Origin of the sequence: Pseudomonas sp. B19125, from assembly GCF_044218855.1 — a bacterium.
In the GTDB taxonomy this organism is placed as follows: Bacteria; Pseudomonadota; Gammaproteobacteria; order Pseudomonadales; family Pseudomonadaceae; genus Aquipseudomonas; species Aquipseudomonas edaphica.
In genome coordinates this window covers 2,540,087-2,561,756 of sequence record NZ_CP162589.1, presented here as the reverse complement: position 1 = coordinate 2,561,756, position 21,670 = coordinate 2,540,087, and the positions used below count along the sequence as shown (strand labels likewise).

The 21,670-nt window shown below is 61.1% G+C and carries 23 protein-coding genes; 7 read left to right on the top strand and 16 right to left on the bottom strand.

Annotation, left to right across the window (positions count from 1 at the left end; genetic code table 11):
- Positions 1–19: 19 nt before the first annotated feature.
- The 5 genes from AB4P96_RS11680 to AB4P96_RS11660 all read right to left on the bottom strand — a co-directional run bounded on the left by AB4P96_RS11680 (position 20) and on the right by AB4P96_RS11660 (position 4,989).
- Positions 20–712 carry a methyl-accepting chemotaxis protein gene (locus tag AB4P96_RS11680; protein WP_371318505.1) on the bottom strand — a complete coding sequence of 231 codons (693 nt, stop codon included), beginning with the start codon at positions 710–712 and terminating at the stop codon, positions 20–22.
- Between the two features lie 1,626 nt (positions 713–2,338).
- Positions 2,339–2,638, bottom strand: coding sequence for a DUF3144 domain-containing protein (locus AB4P96_RS11675; protein ID WP_017136956.1), 300 nt, complete (start codon positions 2,636–2,638; stop codon positions 2,339–2,341).
- A 93-nt stretch (positions 2,639–2,731) separates the two neighbouring features.
- The gene (locus tag AB4P96_RS11670) at positions 2,732–3,244 is read right to left on the bottom strand and encodes an ATP phosphoribosyltransferase regulatory subunit (protein ID WP_017136957.1); all 513 of its coding nucleotides are present in this window, start codon (positions 3,242–3,244) and stop codon (positions 2,732–2,734) included.
- Positions 3,245–3,569: 325 nt separating this feature from the next.
- Positions 3,570–4,265, bottom strand: coding sequence for a tRNA (adenine(22)-N(1))-methyltransferase TrmK (locus tag AB4P96_RS11665; protein ID WP_017136958.1), 696 nt, complete (start codon positions 4,263–4,265; stop codon positions 3,570–3,572).
- 13 nt (positions 4,266–4,278) lie between these two features.
- Positions 4,279–4,989, bottom strand: a complete 711-nt coding sequence (locus tag AB4P96_RS11660) for a FadR/GntR family transcriptional regulator (RefSeq protein ID WP_099548970.1) — start codon at positions 4,987–4,989, stop codon at positions 4,279–4,281.
- Positions 4,990–5,339: 350 nt separating this feature from the next.
- Here AB4P96_RS11660 and AB4P96_RS11655 point away from each other — a divergent pair, with 350 nt between their 5' ends.
- On the top strand, positions 5,340–6,701 hold the full coding sequence (locus tag AB4P96_RS11655) for an MFS transporter (protein WP_170037910.1): 1,362 nt from the start codon (positions 5,340–5,342) through the stop codon (positions 6,699–6,701).
- Between the two features lie 18 nt (positions 6,702–6,719).
- Complete coding sequence (gene gudD / locus AB4P96_RS11650) at positions 6,720–8,045, top strand: glucarate dehydratase (protein ID WP_017136961.1); 1,326 nt, start codon at positions 6,720–6,722, stop codon at positions 8,043–8,045.
- On the opposite strand, the gene AB4P96_RS11645 is transcribed toward gudD, so the two are convergent.
- From AB4P96_RS11645 to AB4P96_RS11630, 4 genes are all read right to left on the bottom strand, one after another.
- Entirely contained in the window at positions 8,014–8,964 is a 951-nt protein-coding gene (locus AB4P96_RS11645) for a DHH family protein (protein ID WP_395600791.1), read from the bottom strand. The genes gudD and AB4P96_RS11645 overlap by 32 nt on opposite strands.
- Positions 8,965–9,098: 134 nt before the next feature.
- Complete coding sequence (locus AB4P96_RS11640) at positions 9,099–9,473, bottom strand: addiction module antidote protein (protein WP_395600790.1); 375 nt, start codon at positions 9,471–9,473, stop codon at positions 9,099–9,101.
- Between the two features lies 1 nt (position 9,474).
- Positions 9,475–9,777 (bottom strand): type II toxin-antitoxin system RelE/ParE family toxin, encoded by a 303-nt coding sequence (locus AB4P96_RS11635; protein ID WP_017136964.1) that lies wholly within the window; start codon positions 9,775–9,777, stop codon positions 9,475–9,477.
- Positions 9,778–9,916: 139 nt separating this feature from the next.
- The gene (locus tag AB4P96_RS11630; protein WP_176992051.1) at positions 9,917–10,840 is read right to left on the bottom strand and encodes an ABC transporter substrate-binding protein; all 924 of its coding nucleotides are present in this window, start codon (positions 10,838–10,840) and stop codon (positions 9,917–9,919) included.
- A gap of 272 nt (positions 10,841–11,112) precedes the next feature.
- On the opposite strand from AB4P96_RS11630, the gene AB4P96_RS11625 reads away from it, so the two are divergent.
- Together AB4P96_RS11625 and AB4P96_RS11620 are read left to right on the top strand one after the other, a co-directional pair.
- Positions 11,113–12,354, top strand: coding sequence for an acyl-CoA dehydrogenase family protein (locus tag AB4P96_RS11625; protein ID WP_395600789.1), 1,242 nt, complete (start codon positions 11,113–11,115; stop codon positions 12,352–12,354).
- 487 nt (positions 12,355–12,841) lie between these two features.
- Complete coding sequence (locus AB4P96_RS11620; protein WP_138451181.1) at positions 12,842–13,165, top strand: DUF6124 family protein; 324 nt, start codon at positions 12,842–12,844, stop codon at positions 13,163–13,165.
- Between the two features lie 159 nt (positions 13,166–13,324).
- On the opposite strand, the gene msrA is transcribed toward AB4P96_RS11620, so the two are convergent.
- Positions 13,325–13,831, bottom strand: coding sequence for a peptide-methionine (S)-S-oxide reductase MsrA (gene msrA / locus AB4P96_RS11615; protein ID WP_285679150.1), 507 nt, complete (start codon positions 13,829–13,831; stop codon positions 13,325–13,327).
- A 211-nt stretch (positions 13,832–14,042) separates the two neighbouring features.
- Here msrA and AB4P96_RS11610 point away from each other — a divergent pair, with 211 nt between their 5' ends.
- Positions 14,043–15,104, top strand: coding sequence for an alpha/beta hydrolase family protein (locus AB4P96_RS11610; RefSeq protein ID WP_395600788.1), 1,062 nt, complete (start codon positions 14,043–14,045; stop codon positions 15,102–15,104).
- On the opposite strand, the gene AB4P96_RS11605 is transcribed toward AB4P96_RS11610, so the two are convergent.
- The 3 genes from AB4P96_RS11605 to AB4P96_RS11595 all read right to left on the bottom strand — a co-directional run bounded on the left by AB4P96_RS11605 (position 15,083) and on the right by AB4P96_RS11595 (position 16,437).
- The gene (locus AB4P96_RS11605; protein WP_395600787.1) at positions 15,083–15,226 is read right to left on the bottom strand and encodes a hypothetical protein; all 144 of its coding nucleotides are present in this window, start codon (positions 15,224–15,226) and stop codon (positions 15,083–15,085) included. The two genes, AB4P96_RS11610 and AB4P96_RS11605, sit on opposite strands and share 22 nt — an antisense overlap.
- 67 nt (positions 15,227–15,293) lie before the next feature.
- Positions 15,294–15,764, bottom strand: a complete 471-nt coding sequence (gene cynS / locus AB4P96_RS11600) for a cyanase (RefSeq protein ID WP_177034776.1) — start codon at positions 15,762–15,764, stop codon at positions 15,294–15,296.
- A 31-nt stretch (positions 15,765–15,795) separates the two neighbouring features.
- Positions 15,796–16,437 carry a carbonic anhydrase gene (locus AB4P96_RS11595; RefSeq protein ID WP_017136973.1) on the bottom strand — a complete coding sequence of 214 codons (642 nt, stop codon included), beginning with the start codon at positions 16,435–16,437 and terminating at the stop codon, positions 15,796–15,798.
- 111 nt (positions 16,438–16,548) lie between these two features.
- On the opposite strand from AB4P96_RS11595, the gene cynR reads away from it, so the two are divergent.
- Positions 16,549–17,442 carry a transcriptional regulator CynR gene (gene cynR, locus AB4P96_RS11590; RefSeq protein ID WP_395600975.1) on the top strand — a complete coding sequence of 298 codons (894 nt, stop codon included), beginning with the start codon at positions 16,549–16,551 and terminating at the stop codon, positions 17,440–17,442.
- 267 nt (positions 17,443–17,709) lie between these two features.
- On the opposite strand, the gene AB4P96_RS11585 is transcribed toward cynR, so the two are convergent.
- Complete coding sequence (locus AB4P96_RS11585; protein ID WP_205894401.1) at positions 17,710–18,333, bottom strand: metalloregulator ArsR/SmtB family transcription factor; 624 nt, start codon at positions 18,331–18,333, stop codon at positions 17,710–17,712.
- A 95-nt stretch (positions 18,334–18,428) separates the two neighbouring features.
- On the opposite strand from AB4P96_RS11585, the gene AB4P96_RS11580 reads away from it, so the two are divergent.
- The gene (locus AB4P96_RS11580; protein ID WP_170037892.1) at positions 18,429–19,856 is read left to right on the top strand and encodes an MFS transporter; all 1,428 of its coding nucleotides are present in this window, start codon (positions 18,429–18,431) and stop codon (positions 19,854–19,856) included.
- Between the two features lie 7 nt (positions 19,857–19,863).
- Here AB4P96_RS11580 and AB4P96_RS11575 read toward each other — a convergent pair whose 3' ends face one another.
- Both AB4P96_RS11575 and AB4P96_RS11570 read right to left on the bottom strand, forming a co-directional pair.
- A complete protein-coding gene (locus AB4P96_RS11575) occupies positions 19,864–21,096 on the bottom strand; it encodes an NADH:flavin oxidoreductase/NADH oxidase family protein (RefSeq protein WP_170037890.1) in 1,233 nt (410 codons plus the stop codon).
- A 72-nt stretch (positions 21,097–21,168) separates the two neighbouring features.
- Positions 21,169–21,591: a MerR family transcriptional regulator gene (locus tag AB4P96_RS11570; RefSeq protein WP_395600786.1), complete on the bottom strand. Its 423-nt coding sequence runs from the start codon at positions 21,589–21,591 to the stop codon at positions 21,169–21,171.
- Between the last annotated feature and the right edge of the window lie 79 nt (positions 21,592–21,670).

The following is a 21,670-nucleotide window of genomic DNA, read 5'->3' as shown; positions in this document are numbered from 1 at the left end:
TTGTTGACCTGCCCGCGCCTCAGCCCAATCGAAAGCGCGCCGTGTTATCACTCAGCGCCAGGCTGCCCTTGCGCAAGGTATCGGCCGCCTGATTCACCGCCCGTGCGCCGTCCAGCAAGCGCCCCGCCGCCTGGTCGACCTGCTGGATATTGCCGCTGACCTCATCGGCCGTTGCAGCCTGTTCTTCCACCGCAGCCGCGATCTGCGCCAGGGTGTCGGTGACGTGTTGCACCGCACCGGCAATTTCGCCCAGGCGGGTGCCCAGGCCGGTGACGGATTCGGCGTCGGTCAATGCCTGGTCGCACGCCGCGCCCATCAGGCTGACCGCCTGGCTGACAGTTGCGCGCAAACTGTCCACGGTGCCGGCGATCTGTGCGGTGGACGCCTGGGTGCGTTGCGACAGGCTGCGCACTTCATCGGCCACCACGGCAAACCCACGGCCCTGCTCGCCCGCACGCGCAGCCTCGATGGCCGCGTTGAGCGCCAGCAAGTTGGTCTGTTCGGCGATGCCGCGAATGGTGTCGACCACCGATTGAATCTGCTGGCCCTGCTGGCTGACCTGTTCCAGGGCGTTGGCGGTGTCGGTCAGGCGCTGGTTGAGCTGTTGGATGCTTGCCGTGGTGCGCAGGCTGTCGCGGCTGCTGTCTTCGGCGATGCGCCTTGTGTGCTGCGCGCTGCCCGAGGCCTGTTCGCAACTCTTGGCCACGCCCATGGAGGTGGCGGCCAATTGGGTCGCGGCGGCCGCAATCTGGCTGATTTGGTGTTGCTGGTCTTCCACCTCGGTGAGGGTGCTGCCTGACTGCGCGTTAAGTGTGAGTACGGCAGAACCGAGTTGCTGGGTTTCGTGATTGACGCCCAGCAGGCTGGTGCGCAATTGCACCACGGCAACGTTGAGCGCCCGGCTGATGGCCGCCAGTTCGTCACGGCCTTCCACCGCCACCTCCACGCACAGGTTGCCGTCGCGCAACGACTCGGCCAGCGTGGTGATGCCACTGGCACTGCGGCGAATCGAGGCTTGCAGACAGGTAAACAAGTACAACGCGGCCAGGGCCAGCAGGCTGAACGTCGCCGCCACCGGAATAAAGTGCTGGAGCGAGCGCTCGCGGTAGTCACTGAGGCGCGCATCCAGTGAGTTAAGCGACTGGCTGCGCAACGCCCCCAACGCGCCCAACATGCTGTCGACGCTGCGGTCGAAGGCGGCGGTGTCCAATTTGATGGTGCCGCCAAACACGCCTTCATCCAAGGTTTTTAGTTCGTTATCCAGAAGCAGCAGGCTGCTGTCATATTGCGCCGTCCACGGCTCGATCCCAGGATATTGCTTGGCTTTGAGCGAAGCGGCGGCCTTGGCCAATTGGTCACGTGCATCGCCAATACGGCCGCGCAGGTCGCGCATCTGCAAGCGGCTTTGCAAGGTGAACTGCCCCGAAGCGATGGACGACTGGCCGACGCTGGCCGTGCGACCGATGCGCTCGATCAGGTCCGGGGTGTGCTGGGTGGAGATCTGCATCAGCAGGTAGGTTTCCAGCCACGGATCGAGGATCAGGCCAGTATCCAGAGTGATTTGCTCGCGCAAGGTTTGCAGCGCCGTCAACGCAGCAGTGAAACGGTCGTAGCCGTCCGGCCACCAGCCCACGGTGCGCAGGGACTGGGTGTCCATGCCCTTGACCGCCGCCTGCAATGCCTCGAACCGCGCAAGCGTGTCGGCGCTGGCGTTGCGGGCTTTGAGTGCTTCACCCAAGCCTTGCAGGCTTTGCATAATCATCGGGTTGCCTGCATCCACTTTATCCATTGCTGCCTGGGCGGCAGGGGTTGGGGTGTGGAGGATATCCAATGCTTTCCAGCGCGCGGCCAGGTTGCGTTGCGCAGTCAATTGGCCATCGAGCGTGTCCAGGGCCAACAGTTGGTGCACGCCGGACTGCTCGCTGGTAATCACGTTCAATTTGCCGCGATAGTCCGAGCCAATCATCCAGAGGCTCCCGGCCAGGGGCAGCATGAACAGGAAAAACAGCACCTGGAATTTGCGCGCAAAACCGAGACGGCCGAGCAAATGGATACCGGGTGATAAAAGAGTGTGCATGGCCGACCGCTCCCAAAAACAAGCTGGAAATGACTAGAAGCAAAATGCCATGTCATTGATTAGCTTGGTTCTAGCAAGATACGGGCCGTTGCAGGAGGGGCCGGAGATAGGCGGTGCGGCAATCAAAAAGTGCGCGGGCGTGCGCAAAAATGGGGCAAAAACACTCAATGACGAGAGTGAAACGGTAACTGTGGGCGCCAGCTTGCCTGCGATGGCATCCGCTGGGGCTGCCAAGCTCACAGCCCCTCCCCCACCACCCTCTTAATCCGCCACTTTCACCCGCATGTACTGACTGAAATTATTGATGTGATCATCCAGGTTATCCTCAAGCATCATCCTGTACTGATCACAGAAATACTTCAGCATCGCCTCACGGGCCTCGGCCATCTCGGCGCCGGACTTGAAGTTGCGGGCGCTGGCCCAGGCATTGAACCGCGTGGTGCCGAACATCATCGAGGCGCTGACCTCACCGAGGTTTTCACAGGTCTTGAGCTGCTCGTTCGACAGTTCGATATGCGCATCTGCGCGGTCGTAGAAGGCTTGGTCGGTGGTCTCGGCCATGACAGGGTTCCTGGGTCAGCAAAAGAAGGCGGCTATTGGAGCATATTCGAGGCCAGCAAAGCAGGCGCCTCTCACTGGGAGACGCCTGGTGCTTCACGCCAACGCCAGCACCAACCGCTCAAGCCCGATACCGAAGCCCGCGCCTTCACGGTAAGCCCCGCCGCCCACGACTTGCTGTTGCGCACCCAATGTCGGGCAGCGCACCTCAAAGCCGTTGCCCTCCAGGTAGTAACTCAGCCCACGTTTCACGGCCAGGTTCAGCGCATAGTCGAGCCCCAGCGTGTCCAGAAACCCAGTACACAGGGCCTGGCTGCGCTGCAACGCCAACCCAGGGTCAGGGCTTAGAATCTCCAGCCCCAGTTGAGTGAACTCACGATAACGGCCGGCTTGCGGCCGCTCATAGCGATAACACCGCGCCACGTAAAAAAACATCGCCGCCGCGCGCCCTTCGAGCAAGTCGGCGTTGCGCTCCTGGAACAGCGCAGTGGCTTCCGGGATCAGGCAGCACTTGCGGCCCGCCTTGTCATCGAAGGCCCACATCTGCCCGATGATTTCACTGCCGCCGGTTTTTTCGATAAACGTGTCCTGGCCCCAAAGGGCCGGCACGATGACTTCTTCAGCGCCCGCTTCGATGAAGATAGCTCCGGAAACGGCCTTCTACTTCACGCATCGTTGCGGCTTCTTTGCCGGTGACCATTCGGGTTCCACGTAGCATTGTCATGGGTTGAATCTCCAGTGTTTGCAGGCAATAAAAAAGGCGCCATAGGCGCCTTGGGTGGGGTTCATTGAGTGATCAGTGGGTCTGGTCAATCAGTGAGCGCAAGCAACCACGGCACCTGAAGGAAGGTCCGTGGGGATGATGGCGGTTGCTTTGCGAAAATTGAGTCATGGGCAGATCCTTGCACATGCGTAGGAAAAGTTACAAGTCACTTCACGCCAGCAGCTCGGTAATCCACCGCGCCTGCCGGGCAATTTCTTGCAGTTTTTGCTCCGGCACCGCCTGGCGTGCCTGCTCAAAACTGGCCAGGGTCTTGTGCTTCTGGCGCAGCATCCGCTGCCACTTGGCCAGGAACTCCGGGCTGCGGGCTTGCATTTGCAACGGGCCAAAGTACAGCTGCTGATCGGTATAGGTCACGGCGCCTGTGCGCTCGGCCACGATGATCTCGTAGTAAAAGCGGTTTTCCCGCAGCAACTCTTCGCTGAGGATGCGATAGCCGTTGTCCATCAGCCATTGGCGCAAGGGTTGCTCGCCACCATTGGGTTGCAGGACCAGGCGTTCCTGGCCGCTGAGGTGCACCTTGCCGTTGTCGAGGATGTCGCGGATCGTCTCGCCGCCCATGCCACAGACGCTGATCGCGGTGATCCCATCGCCCGGTTCAATCGCCGCCAAGCCATCGGCCAGGCGCACGCTGATGTGTTGCTCCAGGCCATTGTCGCGCACGGTGCGTTGGGCTGCGTAAAAGGGTGTGGTCGCCACTTCCCCCGCCACCGCTGCCGTGATCACGCCACGGCGCATCAAGGCCACCGGCAGGTAGCCGTGGTCCGAGCCGATGTCGGCCAGGCGCGCGCCAGCGGGCACGTTGGCGGCCACGCGCTCCAGGCGCATGGACAATGTGTGTTCGTTCAACGGTGGTTCCTTGTCATTCCCCGGAAAACCGGTCCCGGCTGTTGGTCAGGTGCAGCACCATGGCGGCCCGCGCCGCGTCCGGGTCCTGGCGCTTGATGGCATTGAAGATCGCCTCATGCTCAAGGTTCGCCAACTGCCCCAGCTTGGCGAAGTCGGCCCCGCCGCGTTCGACGCCCTTGACCTGGGTGCGCGGGATCATCGCACTGCCCAGGTGCAGCATGATTTCGGTAAAAAAGGTATTGCCGGTGGCCTCGGCGATCAGTTGATGAAAGCGCTTGTCCTCTTCCACACAGCTGTCGTTGCTGGCCAGCGAGGCCTGGTAATCGTCCAGCGCCTGGCGCATGTGTGCGAGCTGTTCGTCGCTCCTGCGCAGCGCGGCCAAAGCCACGGCTTGCACCTCCAGGCCCAAGCGCAGCTCGAGCATGTTACGCACGCTGGCGACCGTGTCCACATGCAAACGCAAACCTTGCTGGGCGTGCTGCACCAACACAAAGGTGCCGATGCCGTGACGCGTCTCCACCAGCCCCGACGCCTGCAGCTTGGAGATCGCCTCGCGCACCACTGTGCGGCTCACGCCATGCTCCAGCACGATGCTGGACTCGGACGGCAATTTTTCACCGGGTTTGAGCTGGCCCAGCAGGATGCGCTGGGTCAGCGCCTCGACCACACCTTGGGCGAGGTTATTGGAACGTTTACGCACAGGGTTTGCGCTTTCAATGGGCATCACTATGGGTCCACGGGGTTGGCTGAGGGGAGCTTAACACCCAGCCCCGAGTAGGCGCTGGCTTGATTCATAAAGCTCACAACTTGTATGACAACCAACCAGAATGACGCAATGCTCGCTGGCCCTTGCGGGCCGTGCGTGAAGGTAAAGATCGCGATAACTACATCGCCGATCGATCTATACACCCAACAAACGCTAGACAAATAACCAAAACACACAACCAATCAGCAGCCTTATAAGAACAAAAACAGTTGCAGGTGCATTGCGAACTCAAGAAAACCACTTGTATGATGTCTGGTAACAAAATACGCAAACCCGCATAAAAATAAATCAGGGGGAGTTTTTCAATTGTGAGCAATTCAAACCACGCATCTGCCGCTCCAGAAAGTGATTCGGTCCTCACGCGCGCCGTGAGCAAAGTGAAGGGCCACGTGCTCCCACTGTTCGTGATCATGTTTATTCTCAACTACATCGACCGGGTCAATATCGGCTTCGTGCGCACGCACATGGAGCATGACCTGGGTATCGGCGCGGCCGCCTACGGCTTGGGCGCCGGGTTGTTTTTCATCGGCTACGCGCTCTTTGAAGTGCCCTCCAACATGCTGCTGCAAAAGGTCGGTGCGCGCATCTGGCTGACCCGCATCATGTTCACCTGGGGCATCGTCGCCACGCTGATGGCGTTCATCCAGAACGAAACCCAGTTCTACGTCCTGCGCTTTCTGCTGGGCGTGGCCGAGGCGGGGTTTTTCCCTGGGGTGATTTACTACTTCACGCGCTGGCTGCCCGGCGTGGAGCGCGGTAAAGCCATCGCCATCTTCCTCAGTGGCTCGGCGGTTGCGTCGCTGATCTCCGGCCCGCTGTCGGGGGCACTTCTGCAGATAGAAGGGTTCGGGTTTCACGGCTGGCAATGGATGTTTGCCATCGAAGGCCTGGCTTCTGTGGCGCTGGGCTTTTTTGTGTGGTTCTGGCTCGACTCCAAACCCCACGACGCCCAATGGCTGACCCGCGAAGAACAGGACGCGTTAGTTGGCGCCATCGACCAGGAACAGCGCGAGCGTGAGGCGCTGACCACCATCAAACCGACCATTGCCAAGCTGCTCAAGGACCGCCAGATCCTGCTGTTCTGCGCCTTGTACTTCTGCATCCAACTGACGATCTACGCCGCGACCTTCTGGCTGCCGAGCATCATCAAGAAGATGGGCGATCTGAGCGACGTGCAGGTCGGCTTCTTCAACTCGATCCCGTGGCTGATCTCGATCATCGCCATGTACGCCTTCGCCGCGCTGTCGGGCAAGTTCAAGTTCCAGCAAGCCTGGGTCGCCGCCGCGCTGTTGATTGCCGCCGCCGGCATGTTCATGTCCACCACCGGCGGGCCGATCTTCGCCTTTGTCGCGATCTGCTTTGCGGCCATCGGGTTCAAGTCCGCGTCCTCGCTGTTCTGGCCAATCCCACAGGGTTACCTGGATGTGCGCATCGCCGCTGCCGTGATCGCGCTGATCAACTCCATCGGCAACCTGGGCGGCTTCGTGGCGCCTACGACCTTCGGCTTTCTGGAGCAGACCACCGGCTCGATCCAGGGCGGCCTGTATGGCCTGGCCGGCACCTCGGTGCTGGCGGCCATCCTGGTGTTTTTTGCCAAGACTTCGCCTTCTGCCGTGCTGGCGCCGCAGAGCGTTGCAGCAACAGGCACCGCTATCAGCAAACCTCTTTAAGCTTATTAGGATCCTGCCATGACCACGCCCGTCGTCACCCATTTCCAAGTCGTTCCCGTCGCCGGCCACGACAGCATGCTGCTGAACCTGAGCGGCGCCCATGGGCCATTTTTTACCCGCAATATCGTGATCCTCAAGGACAGTTCGGGCAACACCGGTGTCGGTGAAGTGCCCGGTGGCGAGCGCATCCGCGAAACCCTGGAGGACGCCCGCAGCCTGGTGATCGGCCAACCCATCGGCCAGTACCAGCGCATCCTCAACCAGATGCGCACCACCTTTGCCTCAAGGGACGCCGCCGGCCGTGGCCTGCAAACCTTCGACCTGCGCATCACCATCCACGCCGTCACCGCCATGGAGGCCGCCCTGCTCGACCTGCTCGGTCAATTCCTCGAAGTGCCCATCGCCGCCCTGCTGGGCGAAGGCCAACAGCGTGACGCAGTAAAAATGCTCGGCTACCTGTTCTACGTCGGTGATCGCACGGCCACCGACCTGGCCTACCGCAACGAGGCGGACACCGATGACGAATGGTTCCGCCTGCGCCATGAAAAAGCCCTGACCAGCGAGGCCGTGGTGCGCCTGGCCGAAGCCGCCAAAGCCAAATACGGCTTCAACGACTTCAAGCTCAAAGGCGGCGTATTGAGTGGCGATGAAGAAATCGAAGCGGTGACGGCCTTGGCCGAGCGCTTCCCGGACGCACGCATCACCCTCGACCCGAACGGCGCATGGTCACTGAAAGAAGCGATCCGCCTATGCCGCGATCAACACCACGTGCTGGCCTACGCCGAAGACCCCTGTGGCGCAGAAAACGGCTACTCGGGCCGCGAAGTCATGGCCGAATTCCGCCGTGCCACCGGGCTTAAAACCGCGACCAACATGATCGCCACCGACTGGCGTGAAATGGGCCACGCGATCCAGCTGCAGTCGGTGGATATTCCCCTGGCCGACCCGCACTTCTGGACGATGCAAGGCTCGGTGCGCGTGGCGCAGATGTGCAATGAGTGGGGCCTGACCTGGGGCTCGCACTCCAATAACCACTTTGATATTTCCCTGGCGATGTTCACCCAGGTGGCCGCCGCCGCGCCGGGCGACATCACTGCGATCGACACCCACTGGATCTGGCAGGACGGCCAACGCCTGACCCGGGAACCGCTGAAAATCGAGGGCGGCTACGTCAAGGTGCCGAGCAAACCGGGCCTGGGCGTGGAGATCGATATGGATGCCGTGGCAAAGGCCCACGAACTGTACAAAGGCATGGGCCTTGGGGCGCGGGACGACAGCGTGGCGATGCAGTTTTTGATACCGGGCTGGGCCTTCAACAACAAACGGCCTTGCCTCGTACGCTGAGGTCTTCGCGTGCGGCAGCCAGGGCCAGCTTCACCAGCTCCTTGCGCTGCATCGCACGCCCAAGCACGGCCTGTGTACCTTGCCAATCGAGCGACAGCAGCAGGCTCAGCTTCGGCTGGCTGAGAGAAGGCTCGGCCAACCAATAGCTCTTGCGCTCGCGGATGCTGATAGCGTTCAACAGCCAGTCCTCACCTTGCGCCGCCAGCCATTGTTCAATGGCTGCGTGATGCCGCTGGAGCAACCCCTGCGCATCCCACACCGTCATTTGCGCAATGAGCTGCGGCAGGTTGCGCGTGGCCGTCATGTGTTTCATATCAGCCGCCAGGGCGACCTCAAGGTCGGCTTCGATCGCAGCCTGGCATTCGCTGAAATAACGCTGCGGCCAATCCGCCGTCAGCCCCGCCCGCCGCGCCAGCACCTCGTAGGCCCAGATATCCAGGGATGCGGTCATTTTTCCGGTGAAGTTCAGGGTATTGTCCAGAATCGCCGTGGCCAATAACGCAGCGCTGTGCCGGCTGATCTGCGGCAGCAGGCCGGACCTTTCCCAACGCTGGAAAACCAGCGTTGCCGCGGCACCGATTGGCCGGATATCAGCATCCGCACCCAGCTTCTGCGCCCAGTGGATTTCAAAGCCTGGATGATGGTCAATCACTTCGCACACCTGATCGAGTACCACGACCGGGTCAAAATGATGGTAGTCGGAAACATCCACCAACACGAACTCATCGTCGGCGCCGGGTTGGTAATCGTCCAGCGAGGCCTTCCAACCGAGCACACTGGCGCAAACGCTGAAATTGAGTGGCGCACTGCTGACCGCACGCGCTTGAACACCTTGGTGATTCAGCAGTTCAGCGTAGGCTATGCAGCACGCATAAGCGTCTATATCCAGATAAGCAGAGCCTGAGGTCACGACCCTCATGATTAAATCTCCTTGAAGTACAACTCAGGCGCGGTCCGGTGCCGTGTGTTTTTTGGCTAGGGAACGTTCGCATCAGCGTGTGACAAGACCATGACTTCAAGGAGAAAGATACTGTGAAAACTGACAGTTGCTGATTATTGTCCGTTGTGCCGCGGCATTTTTTTGCTCGCGCCAGCTGAAACGGGCTGCACAGTCAGCTCAACGCCTAACGCCAGCATCAGCTTCTTGATCGTTTCAAAACGTGTTTTAGAGCCGCCCTTCAGGGTTTTATACAGACTCTCGCGATTGACCCCCGCCGCCTCGGCCACCTTGTTCACACCCTGGGCCTTGGCAACTTCAGCCAGCGCCTTCATGAGGATCTGCGGGTCCTGGGACTTCATGCTTTGTGCCAGATAAGCACTGATGATTTCCGGGCTGTCGAGGAAGCGCGAAGCTTCGTAGACGCTGGTGCCGGATGTATCAAGATCGAGGATCGGCATGTCCTCGGGTTTGAATGTCGAGTTGCTCATTTCATTTACCTCTCAGGGCATCGAGAATCTCTTTTGCCCGCTTTATGCCTCTTTTTTGGTCGGTTTTATCACTGCCCCACAGCATCAGGTAGGCCGTGATGCCCGTGCGTACAAAATAAATCCTGTAGCCAGGCCCGACGAATACACGCATTTCACTCAGGCCGTCACCGGCCGGCTCGCAATCGCCAAAATTGTTTTCTTCGGCGCGGTCCAGGCGAGTCAGCACCGCCGTTTTGCCCCATAGATCCTTCATACCGTCGAGCCATGTATCAAACTCCGGCGTCCTGCCGATCGAATTGGTCAAAGTCTCACCTGTAGCCTACTGGCTACTCCATACTGATGCTAGTGAATTTTTTGTTCCGGCGCCAACCGGAACCAAAAACCCTAGCTCAGCCCCCGTATCAACAGGCGCCCGAGACTATTAGCGCGTGTTTCGTCCGCGTTTAAAGGGCCTGATCAAACAAGGGCGTCACGTCATAAGGCTGTTTGAGCATCTGCGCATCGACCAGGAAATCCGCCGTGGCCTGGGCTTCGCCGACAATGGCCGGGGAGATCGGCAGCACCTTGATCGCATCACGCTTGAACCACACCTTGGCAATCTCCGGTGCAGATTGGTTGGCCTTCGACCACGCCTGGGCATACTCATCAACGTGGCTGCTGCTCCACACCCGCGCACGGGTGAGACGCGCCACAAAATCTTTGATAATCGCGCGTTTCTGCGCCAGCGCCGGCTCATACGCAACGATGTAGGTCGGCGCGCTCATCAGGCCCTTGGCATTGCGGATCAGGGTGCTGCCCTCTTTCTCCTGCAACGACACGTAGGGTTCCCAGGTGCCGAAGGCATCGATGTCGCCCTGGCTCAGCGCCAGGCTGGCTTCGGCCGGCAGCAGGTATTTGAAGGTCACGCTGCTGCGCGGCACACCGGCCTCATCCAGGGCCTTGTAGGCCAGCTGCTGGCTCCATGAACCGTTCCAGATCGCCACCGTTTTGCCTTTGAGCTCGGCCACCGAATGGATGCCTTTGCGCGCCACAATGCCCACGCCATCGAGGCTGGTCTGGGTGCTGGCGACCACTTTCACCGGCGCGCCATTGGCGGCGAGGCTGATCACCGGCGTATCGCCGACAATGCCCACGTCCAGCGCGCCACTGGCGACCGCCGAGGCCACCGGGGAGCCGGTATTGAAGCGTTTGAAGTCGATTTGATACGGCAGGTCTTTCAGCTCGCCGGACAGCTCCAGGACGATGCGATTGGAGAAGAACTGGTCACCCACCGTCAGGGTCTGCGGCGCTGCCGCCCACACCGATGGGCCATGCAGTGTCAGCGAGGCCAGGCCCAGCACGGCAAGCAAATTACGACGATTGATCATAGGAGGAATCCACACAGTTAATGGCTGACTCAACCATCTGTGGGCGTGCAGTCTGGCAATGAGAGAAGGGTTTTGGCAGTCGCCGAGCGTGGCGCCCGTAGAAGCTAACGCAATAAAAGCGCCGGGTTTAATACTGTTGTGCACTATCGATAGAACCGCCTAACAGTGGGTTAGCTATTTTTCGTATTAAAAGTTTGCTGCCCACTGAGTTAGGGTGACGCCACCAGACCACTGGACCCCGCGCCTGAAACCCTTTCTGCAAGGTCCATTGCATGTCGACTCCCGTATTGAATATCTGGGGCACTGCGCCCTCCGCCCGTTACGAACAACTGGCCGCTCCGTTTCGCCCGCTGTTTGCGCAGATCCTGGCACACGCTGCCGAGGCGGATCAGACACGCGCCAGCCTGGCGACAGTGATCCAACAGCTCAACGCTCTGGGTTTGCCACGCTGGCGATTGCCAGTCAGTTACGGCGGGCAAGGCGCGACCTTCGCTGAACTGCTTGCGCTGCTGACAGAGCTTTCCGCCGCCGACTCCAACATCACCCAGGCACTGCGTGGGCATTTTGGCTTTTGCGAAGACGTGCTATGCGCCAAAGACCGCGACTGGCGCGCCCAATGGCTCGACCGCCTCGGCCAAGGCGCCCTGCTTTCCCCAGGCAGCACCGAAGTCGGCAACCAGGCCCGTGGCGATTTCGGCACCCGCCTGCACCGCCACACCGATGGCACACTGCGCATCAGCGGCAAAAAGTTCTACACCACCGGCGCGCTCTACAGTGACCTGATCAACACCGTGGCCACCGGCGAAGACGGTGTGGTGTACAGCCTGGTGGTCGACCTCAAGGCGCCCGGTGTGCAGATCATCGACGACTGGAATGGCTTCGGCCAACGCCTCACCGCCAGCGGCACCTGCCTCTTCGACAACGCACCGGTGGTGGATGACGATGTGCGCCCCACCACCCAACGCTTCGCCTATGGCCAGTCGTTCTACCAGATCTACCACCTTGCCACCCTGGCCGGCATCGCCCGCCGCGCCGCACTCAGCGGCGCCGCCGAACTCAGCCAGCGCGCCCGCACCTTCACCACCGGCAACGCCGACACCGCTGCCCAGGATGTGCAATTGCTGCAAGTGATTGGCGAAGTCGCCAGTCAAGCCTACGCCGCACAAGCCATCACCCAGCACGCGGCGCAGCGCCTGGATCAGACGGCGCAGTATGTGATTGCGCAGGACCAGCCCCTTAATGACGACGACCCACAGGTTGCCCTGGCGGAGCTGGAGGTGTGCCTGGCAGTCAATCCCGTGGTGGATGCGACGTTGGCGGCGACCACCGGATTGTTCGATGCATTGGGCGCCAGCGCCACGGCCAGCAACAAGGCTCTGGACCGGCTGTGGCGCAATGCACGCACGTTGGCGAACCATAACCCGCGGGTGTACAAGTCGCGGATCGTCGGTAATTACCTGGTGAATGGCTTGCTGCCGCCGGCGCAGTGGCGGGTAGGTGTGGCCAAAGCCTGATCAACCCACCAATCCACCAACCAACACAGAACCCTGTGGGAGCGGGCTTGCTCGCGAAAGCGGAGTGTCAGTCACTGAATGTGTTGGCTGATACACCGCTTTCGCGAGCAAGCCCGCTCCCACATTTAGGTCAGTGTAGGGCTCATGTCCTACAACGAAGCGGGAAACAGCAAAGTCCGAAGCCACAGCGCCTTGCTCCATTGCCTACGCTTGCGTCAGAATCCGCCGGCTTGTGCGCTGTGGTGGGCGTCTCTAAGGTTGCTCGGTCGCTGACAACTCAGTGATCGGGTTTAGTAGCCCGAGTGACAACATAAAGTGCATGAGCCTCATCTCTCAGATGTTTTTGTCTGTGCTTGATGGTGGCTGTGCGCAGGGCGTCCTCGGGCGCGCCGGCTTTGTGTGTTTCCCCGGTCTACTAACCTGTGCACAGCTGCCACCCTTTCGTTTAGTAGCGAAAAGGTGTCGGCCCTAATCAGGTACAACACACATGTTCAAAATAACGCCGAACCCTCCCAGCGAACCGGACCTGAAACTCAATCAGGCCGCGCATCGCGCAATTGATCACTACCTCAATCCAAAAGCCGACCCGGCATTGTCACCACCTTCGCTGTTCAACGTCGCGGCCGATGCCAGCAACGAAACCCTGATCACCAACAGCTACGAAACCTTTTCCTCGGTCACTGCCTTGTTGCTCGACCTGTCAGAAGATTTGACGGGAAAACAGCGCGACGTGGCGCTGGCGATTCACCAGTTGAGTGAGTTGGGGGTGTTGCTGATGGACAGGCTGCTGGAGCGCGAGGCCGCCGGCTAACTACACAGTAGATAGCTGAGCATTAGGCAACATAAAGCTAATGTGGGAGCGGGCTTGCCCGCGATGGCGGAGGATCAGTTAACTAATTTATTGACTGACACACCGTAATCGCAGGCAAGCCAGCTCCCACATGTGGGAACGATCATTGCCCGGCGCGCCTCAAGCCCGTTTCGGCAACTTCCAGTTCGGCCGAATAAAGTGGCAGGTATACCCATTCGGTATCCGCTCCAGATAATCCTGATGCTCAGGCTCCGCTTCCCAGAACGGCCCTGCCGGCTCAATCTCGGTGACCACTCGACCCGGCCACAGCTTCGACGCATCCACGTCGGCCGCCGTATCTTCGGCAATATCGCGCTGCTGTTCACTCAAATAATAAATCGCCGAGCGATAGCTTGGCCCCGTGTCATTGCCCTGGCGGTTAGGCGTGCTCGGGTCATGGATCTGGAAAAAGAACTCCAGAATCTGCCGGTAAGTGATCACCGCCGGGTCAAACACGATCTCGATGGCTTCGGCATGGTTGCCGTGGTTGCGGTACGTGGCATTCGGCACATCGCCGCCGGTGTAGCCGACACGCGTTTGCAGCACGCCAGGGTAGCGCCGCAACAGGTCTTGCATGCCCCAGAAGCAGCCGCCGGCAAGGATGGCGGTTTCGGTTGGGTTGGTCATGGTCTGCGCCCTCAGTGGATACGAAAGTAGTTATGGGGCTGGGTTGGCCAATACCAAGGTGGGACAGGCGATTAATCTCAGGCAAGGCTGCCAGACGAACGGGCTAGCGAAACGATCCCCAACGGGGCGGGTATTAAGTGCAAACAGGGGATGTGCAGACCACAGGGTTTCAGGTGATGATTCGCCACCAACATCAAGGACGATAACAACAATGAAAACCGCTCTACGCGCCCTCTTCCTGCTTTGCCTGACCACACCCGCCTTCGCCGACGATGCCCCGGTCGGCTTCAAAACCACGACCCTGCCCGATGCGCACAACACTCGCGCGCTGGAGCTGGTGGTCTGGTACCCCGCTACCACCTCAGCCAAACCCAAGCTGATCGCCGACAACGCGGTCTTCATCGGCGCCCTCGCCGTGCCCGACGCGCTGCCGGCTGCGGGCGAACATCCGCTGGTGGTGCTGTCCCACGGTTACGGCGGCAACTGGGGCAAGCAGGTGTGGCTGGCCAGCGCATTGGCGCACAAGGGTTACATCGTCGCGGCGGTGAACCACCCCGGCACCACCACCAAGGACCGCAACCCGCAAGCCGCCGCGCAGCTATGGCAACGCCCGGCCGACCTGAGCCGCGCTATCGACGCCGTGCTGGCTCAACCGCAACAGTTTGGCGCGGTGGCGAACCAACACATTACTGCTGTCGGCCATTCCCTCGGCGGCTGGACCGTGCTGGAAATCGCCGGCGCGCGCTTCGACCCTGACCTGTTCAGCCGCGACTGCGCCGCACACCCGAAGCTGGGCGGTTGCATCGGCTACCATGAGATGAACCCCGCCGCGACACCCGACGGCAAAGCCCGGCTGGCCGCGGACTTGAGCGACAAGCGCGTCACCGCCATCGTGTCTCTGGACCTGGGCCTGTCACGCGGCATGACCGACGCCAGCCTGGCGGCATTCAAGGTGCCTGCGTTGGTTATCGCAGGTGGCGTGCCAACCGAGGATATGGACCCCAACCTGGAATCCGCCAACCTGGTCAAGCGCCTGCCAAAAGCCACGACGCAGTACGTGGAAATCAGCGACGCCACGCACTTCAGCTTTATGTCGATCTGCAAACCGGGCGCAATCGCGTTGATTGAGGAACGCTCGCCGGGCGATGGCATGATTTGCCGCGATGGCGAGGGTGGTCGGCCACGGGCGGTGATTCAGCAGCAGGTGGTGGGGTTGATTACGGGGTTTCTGGGCAGGCTGAGTACGCAGGATCAGAAAACCACCGACCGCTGACATACCGACATCGCCACGATCTTCCCGCGCTTGAGCACCCTCAACCGCGCGGGCAGATCAAGAATCACATCCATCAGCGGCCGTGCGTCGTCGATGCGTACATGACGAAAAATCAAATCCATAACTGCGACCCTCCATATAGCTGCCGTGGCCCGAGCGCCTTGCAGCGCCGGGCCGTTACTCAGCTGATCAGAACGGTTTGGTCGGCAGGTACTTGCCATCCAGGGTGATCACGGCGCGGGAGCCACCGTCCGGGTCTTCAACCTTTTTGACGTCCAGCTTGAAGTTGATCGCGCTGATGATGCCGTCGCCAAACTTCTCGTGGACCAGCGCCTTGAGCGTGGTGCCATAGACCTGGATCATTTCGTAGAAGCGGTAGATGGTCGGGTCGGTCGGGATGCCGTTGCCGATGCTGCCGCGCACCGGGATGGTTTGCAGCAGGAGCACGGCATCCGCATCCAGGCCCAGGGTGTCGGCAACGACTTGAGCGGCGCTGGCGGGCAGTGGGTGCTGGCCGAGCAAGGCGGCGGTCACGAAGGCTTCGTGCAGGCCGGTGCCTTCGGCGATCTGGGCGAACGACAGGTCTTTGCGGGCTTTAGCCAAGAGGATGACGTCGGTCAGGGCAAGGCGAGTGGTCTGGCTGATTTGCGACTGGATCATGGGGTTATCTCCGTGGGTAAAAAGGAAGGTGTTAGTAGGAAACGGCGCGCGCAGTCGGGTTGTCGGCAAGGGCGACGAACTGGCCGGTACGGCCATCGAAGGCCTGGATGCAGCCACTTTCGATGTCGTAGACCCAGCCGTGCAGGGTTACGCGTTTTTCTTCGAGGGCCAGGCGCACTGAAGGGTGCGTCTGGATATTGGCCAATTGCGCGATGACGTTTTCGCGCACCATGGAGGCGACTTTGGCGTGCTGGTCGACATGCTGGCGGGCCTCGTTGACCACCCGGCCGGAGTCAGCGTAGCGCAACCAGCCGGCCACGGCGGGCATGTGGTCCAGGCATTTGCAGGTGGCGATGGCGGTCATGGCGCCGCAATCGGAATGCCCGCAAATCACGATGTCGCTGACTTGCAGGGCGGCGACGGCGTACTCCACCGAGGCCGACACACCGCCCGGCTCGGGGCCGTAGGACGGCACGATATTGCCGGCGTTACGGATCACGAACAGGTCGCCCGGCTCGCGCTGCGTGACCAACTCTGGTACCAGGCGGCTGTCGGAGCAGGAGATGAACAGCGCCCGCGGGCTCTGCTGGTTGGCCAGGTCTTTGAACAGGCCGGCACGCTCGGGGAAGGCGTTACGTTGAAACTTCAGGAAACCGTCGATGATGTCTTGCATGGGTGACTCCTTTGGTTCGCGATGCGATGAAGCAAAGGTTACGCAGCCACTTAAATAAGGTAAAAGTCTCATATATGATCAGGATCATCAGATAATCTTATGAGTACAAGCATGCTGGCGCGCCATATCCATTACTTCCTTGCTGTCGCAGAGCATCAGGGCTTTACCAAGGCAGCGACGGCCCTGCATGTCTCGCAGCCGGCGCTGTCGCAGCAAGTGCGGCAGTTGGAAGAAAGCCTCGGCGCGCAGTTGTTTGATCGCTCAGGGCGCAAGACGCGTCTGACCGACGCGGGTGAGGTTTACCTGCGCTATGCGTTACGGGCAGCGCAGGAACTGCAGGAAGGCCAGCGTGCAATCCATGACGTGGGTGATTTGAGCCGTGGGACGCTGAGGTTTGCTGTTACGCCCACCTTCACCACCTACCTGGTGGGGCCGCTGGTGGAAACCTTTCACCGCCGCTATCCGAACATCACGCTGAACGTGCGCGAGGTCGCCCAGGAGCAGATGGAGAACCAGTTGCTGGCTGACGAGCTGGATGTGGGCATTGCCTTTGATCAAGCGCACGCACCCGACATCGACAGCTACCCGCTGCTGGTGGAAACCCTGGCGTTGGTGGTCGGCAGCCAACACCCGTTGGCGGGCGAGGCTGCCATTGGGCTGCAGGCGCTCAATAGCGAATCGCTGATCTTGCTCAGCAAGACGTTCGCCACCCGCGAGCAGATCGACCGCTACTGCAACCAACACGGCATCTGCCCACGCGTGGTGATGGAGGCCAATGTGATTGGCGCATTGATCGAGGTGGTGCGCCGGACCACGCTGTCGACGCTACTGCCGGCCGCGATTGCACGGGCGCATCCCGAGTTGGTAGCCATTGAACTGGGGCCGCAACGGTTGCAGCGCACGGCGGTGTTGATGCAGCGCAAAGGTGTGTACCAGAGTGCGGCGGCGCGGGCGTTTATCGAGGTGGCCAAAGAGGTAGCGGTAGCACTGGGAGAAGGGAGCTGACGTGCCGAATCGTCGCACCGCTGCGATGCTACAGGCTGAACGGGCTGTTGTGGCGAGCGGGCTTGCCCCGCGTTGGGCTGCGCAGCGGCCCCAGTAATGCCACCGCGCTCTTTCTGAAAAAAAGCAGCGTCTGATTTCAGGGCTGCTTCGCAGCCCAACGCGGGGCAAGCCCGCTCGCCACCGGGGAATGTGGATACCTTCAATAGCTGTGTAGACACCGATGGCTATCGCAGGCAAGCCAGCTCCCACATTTAATCGGCGGCGCGTTCAGTGAATCCGATAAGCACACCGCCGCGCGCCCAACTGAATATGCTCCACGCGCTCGACCTTGGCCTGTAGCACCTGCTCGAACACCTGCAATTCTGCGCGGCAAAACCCTTGGCACGCAGTAGCCGCTGCGCAGATCGGGCAGTGGTTCTCTACCAGGATCAGGGCACCGTCCGGCTGCTCGCTGCACTGGGCCATATAACCTTCACGCGTGCGCAGTGCCGCAAGCTTTTCGACCCGCGCTTTAAGGCCGCTGACGCCCTGCATCTCACGTTCATACAACGCCAGGGTCTGGCGCTCGCGCACGTCAATCAAACGCTCAATAGCCTCTTCACCAAAGGTCTCGCGTACGGTCTGCAACAGTTGCACGGTGAGTTCGGAATGGGTATCCGGAAAGCGCGCGTGCCCCGTCGCCGTGAGCTGCCAAACCTGGGTCGGGCGCCCTACCCCGCGTACCTCGGAGCGCGCCTCGACCAACCCACTGGCCGCCAGCTTCACCAACTGCTGGCGTGCCGCTTCACCGGTGGTGCCGAGGAACTCGCCAGCATCACTGGCCAATTGTGGCCCACGGGTCTTGAGCAGGTGCAGCAAACGCTCCGCCGGCGACACCGGCGAATATTCCAAGTCGTTTCTTGACAAAATAAACAGCCTCGTCGCAATATTCAAAGCAATTACTTGGCAAATTAACCCAAGCCTGCCAGCGGCACAAGGAATCGTCGATGCACACCCAAGACAGCAGCTGGAGCGAGTTGCTCCGGGGCAAGAATGCCACCCGTTCCATCGCCCTCTCCGGCGGCATTGCGCTGTATGCCACCAACACCTATATCGCCACGACCATTCTACCGTCGGTGGTCGCCGAAATCGGCGGTCTGGCCCTGTATGCGTGGAGCACCACCCTGTACGTGGTGGCCTCGATCATCGGCTCAGCCCTCACCTCCAAGCTGCTGCAACGCACCGGGCCGCGGCTGGCGTATACCGTCGCCACGTTGATCTTTATGGTCGGTGTGCTGATCTGCGCCTTGGCGCCAAACATGCCGGTGATGCTGGTCGGGCGTTTGATTCAGGGGTTGGGCGGCGGCATGTTGCTGGCCCTGTGTTACTCGATGATCCAACTGGTGTTCGAAGAGCGCTTATGGCCGCGGGCGATGGCGCTGGTATCGGGCATGTGGGGCGTGGCTACCTTGGTCGGCCCGGCGGTCGGTGGCGTGTTCGCCGAGATGGATGCCTGGCGTTTCGCCTTCGGCGCCATGGTGCCGATAAGCCTTGCTTATATGGTACTCACCCACCGTGCGCTGCCGCCCCGCGATCCCACGGCGAGCACGGCCAGCCGCTTGCCGGTGCCGCAACTGGTGCTGTTGGCCGCCGCCGTGCTGGCCGTGTGCGCAGGCAGCGTTTCGGCGCTGCCGAGCTGGAACCTGCTGGGCATCGCAGTGTGCGCCGTGCTGGTCTATGCACTGGTCCGCCACGAATCCACCGCGACCATACGCCTGCTGCCCAAGGACGCACTGAAGTTCGACGCCCCGCTGTGCGCGCTGTATGCAACCACTTGCCTGCTGGTGATCGGCATGAGCAGCGAGATTTTCATGCCGTATTTTCTGCAACACCTGCATGGTCAATCACCGCTGGTTGCCGGGTACATGGCGGCGCTGATGGCGGCCGGCTGGACCGTGTCGGAAATCCTCAGTTCCAGCTGGAGCGGCCGCAGCGCACAGCGCGCCATCCTCGCGGGGCCGCTGTTTATCGTGGCCGGGCTGGTGCTGCTAGCCATCACCACGCCGGTGGAAAGCCTGGGTGAATGGGCGCGGTTGGCGCCGATCTGCCTCGGGCTGTTCCTGGTCGGTTTCGGCATCGGCCTGGGCTGGCCGCACCTGCTGACGCGCATCCTGCAAGTGGCGTCGGAGCAGGACAAGGACACGGCCGCCGCGTCGATCACCACCTTGCAGCTGTTCGCCATGGCCCTGGGCGCGGCATTGGCGGGAGTGATTTCCAACGTGGCGGGTATCAACGACGCCACCGGCAATGCCGGCATCGCCAACGCGGCACAGTGGTTGTTTGCCCTGTTTACCCTGGCGCCGGTGCTGGCCTGGGTGATGGCGCGGCGCGCGACGCGGGTGAAGGTTGCGGCGGCGCAACTGACCCCGTCCTGACCACCGCCTACGCGCTACGCTTGGCGATCCAGCGGCGATACTGCCGCGTGCGCAAAGCGTTGCCCAGTTGCTGCTCGATCAATGCGCGTAACGGTGATACGCCGGGATCAGGCTGCTTGCGCTGGCTGAGTTTGCGCAGCTGGAACTTGACCAGCGCCATATTGGCCAAGGAGGCGAAGGCTTTGTTTTTCCAAGTGATCGGCGGCAGTTCGGGCGCTGTGTCTTTGCCTTCAAGCCACGCACGCGGCAGTTGCGGATCAATCGCCAACGCGGTGCCGATGCCCACCATGTCCACGCCGCTGTGCACCACGCTTTCAGCCACCGGGCGTCGACGGATACCGCCGGTGACCATCACCGGCATCTTGGCGACCGTCTGGATGTCGTGGGCAAACTCAACAAAATAAGCCTCACGCGCCAGGGTTCGGCCGTCACGCGCGTCCCCCTGCATGGCGGGCGCTTCGTAACTGCCACCGGACAATTCCACCAGGTCCACGCCCAAGTCGTTGAGCCACTCAACCACCTGCTTGGCGTCATCGGCGGTGAACCCGCCGCGCTGGAAATCCGCGGAGTTGAGTTTGACCGCCACCGCGAATTCCCTGCTAACCACCGCCCGTACCGCCTTGACGATATCGAGCAACAGCCGCGCGCGGTTTTCCAGGGAGCCGCCCCACGCGTCTGTGCGTTGATTGCTCAACGGTGAGAGAAACTGACTCAACAAATAACCATGCGCCGCATGAATTTCCACGCCAGTAAAACCGGCTTGTTCGCCCAGGCGAGCGGTGCGCGCAAAACGCTGGATAACCTCGGCAATCACCTCGGCGGTCATCGCCTGGGGTCGGCTGAAGTGTTTGGATAACGTGCCCAGGTCCATGGCAACCGCCGAGGGTGCCCAGGTCTGTTGCCCCAGATTGGCCTGCATCTGGCGCCCGGGATGATTGATCTGCAACCAGAATTGCGCGCCACCTGCGCGCCCCACTTGCGCCCAGCGCTTGAACTTGGCCAGTTGCTGATCATCCTGCAACACCACGCCACCGGGGCCGGTCATGGCGCGGCCGTCAACCATCACGTTGCCGGTGATGATCAGGCCGGCACCACCATCGGCCCAGGCCTGGTAGAGACGCAGCAAATCGGCGGAAGGCGCCTGGTCGGCGTCTGCCATATTCTCTTCCATGGCGGCTTTGGCGATGCGGTTGTTGATGGTCGAACCGTTGGGTAATAACAGGGGATCGAACAGATTCATGGAGCAGTCCTCAGTTGGCGTGGGACCACCATAAGATTAAAGCCAACTTTAAGGTCAATGGCTTTTTTCAGGTCAATGCACGGCTTTCTCGCGCTCATCCTGCAGGCGGTTGAGCAACAACTGCGCATTGTCCGCACACGCCACGCCCTCAGGCTTGCCTTCGATGCCGTCAATCACCCGCAGCAACTGGGCCTTATTCTGCGCCAGGCGTTGCTGCAGCAGCTCGATTTCCTCGACCTTGCGCTTGAGCCCACCGAGCAACGCCTCATGCTGCCAGCCGCCGGCGTTCATCGGCAGCAATTGGCGGATTTCTTCCAGGGAAAACCCTGCCGCCTGTGCGCCCGTGATCAGTTGCAACATCCCCGCTGCCTCCGGCGCATAGTCCCGATAACCGTTGGCCTTGCGCGTGACCGACTTGATCAGGCCGCTCGCTTCGTAGAAACGGATGCGCGATGGCGCCAAGCCGCTGAGTTTCGCCAGTTCGCCTATTCTCATGTTCCACTCCGCGCGCACATTGACCTTGAGGCGGACTGTAAACCTCAAGTGATCAGGCAGCCAAGCGTGGCCGCCCATC